This window comes from Streptomyces sp. URMC 126, assembly GCF_051386555.1.
Classification (GTDB): domain Bacteria; phylum Actinomycetota; class Actinomycetes; order Streptomycetales; family Streptomycetaceae; genus Streptomyces.
This window is the reverse complement of the sequence record NZ_JBPQTX010000602.1, coordinates 1-1,406: the sequence shown is the minus strand read 5'-3', so window position 1 is coordinate 1,406 and position 1,406 is coordinate 1. Positions and strand designations below refer to the sequence as shown.

Annotated in this window: 1 protein-coding gene; it reads right to left on the bottom strand. The window is 71.6% G+C overall.

The window, feature by feature from the left end; genetic code table 11:
- Positions 1-20: 20 nt before the first annotated feature.
- Entirely contained in the window at positions 21-1,196 is a 1,176-nt protein-coding gene (locus ACSNOK_RS33020; protein ID WP_436784473.1) for an HpcH/HpaI aldolase/citrate lyase family protein, read from the bottom strand.
- Positions 1,197-1,406: the final 210 nt, after the last annotated feature.

Below are 1,406 nucleotides of genomic sequence, written 5' to 3'. Positions count from 1 at the left end.
CTCCGCCCCCCTCTCCCACTTCACCCCACCCGCATCGTCGGCACGCAAGCGCCCAGCAGCTCCACGAACCCGACGTCCTCACGTGCCACACCGAACACCTCGGCCCGCAGCAGAGTCCTTTCCGCCCAAGCGCGGTGCGGCTTCACCTCGTTCATCTTGTTGGTGTAGGCGGAACGCAGCACCCCGCCGCCCCCGTCCACCGACCGCAGGATGTCCTCGGCGTCGCCGAACTCCTCGTGGCTGACGACGGACAGGGCGTGCACGGGGGCGACGTGCGAGGGGTGGATGCACGTCTTGCCCTGGAGGCCGTTGGCGCGGTCGAGTTCGATCTCGCGCAGCAGACCGTCCATGTCGTGCTCGATCAGGGCCGAGCGCAGCGCCTCCGCCGGACCGGCGAACGGGCTGCGGCGCAGTTGCGGCTTGAACATCCGCTGGTGCTGGCGGAAGTACTCCCACACCGGCCCGGTGACCGTGAAGCCGCTGCCGTCCGCCCGCCCGAGCACATTGACGACGTCGGCGATGACGGAGGCGACGAGCCGGACGTCGTAGGCGGTCATGTCGGGCGCGCGGCGCAACCCGTAGGCGGAGCAGAAGTCGGTGACGCCCAGCCGGAGGGCCAGCACCCGGTCGCGGTACTTGTCCACGGCGCGGGCGATGCCGCCCAGCGTCTCGGTCCTGGTCTCCAGGTGCAGCAGCTCCGGGGATTCCAGGACGGGCATGGCGAAGAGCCGCTGCCCGTACGCGGTTTCGGCCTCGGCGAGTGCTTCCAGGAAGGGCAGACCGCGGTCCTCGGTGAACTTGGGCAGGACGAAGCCGGAGAGCAGCCGCCGGGCGGGGCCGAGGCGGCGCATGAGGTCGGTGATCTGTCCGGGGCGGCGGACGCGGACGAAGAGGAGCGGCACCCGGTCGGCGGGGGCGGCGGCCAGCTCCGCGAACTGCCGGACGAGGTTCTCCTCCGCGGCGGCCACCTCACCGTCCGCTATGGAGTCCTCCAGGCACAGGACCATGGACACGACACCCTGCCCGGCCTGTTTGACGACGTCCCGGGCGAGCGCCGGCCGCGTGGCGGGGCTGTAGAGGGTGGCGCCGAGGGCGACGGCGAGCGTACGGGCCGGGGAGTCGACGCCGAACTCGCCCGGCTCCCGGTGGAACAAGCCGTTCCGGACCTCGGGCGCGAGGTGTCCAAAATGCCGCATCTTTCTCCCCGTTGTGCCGCGCCGTGCCGCCGGGCCGTCCAGCCGACGAGCGTGGCCGATTATCGTACGTCCGGAGACGGGTCAAGAGTTCCCCAAACGCCGGAGGAATCTCGTCCCATCCGCCATACCCCTCAGCCCCGAGCCCAAGCCCGGACTCCGGACCGAGCCTCGGCCCCACCCCGCCCCCGGATAGGATGGGCGCGGCCCCCG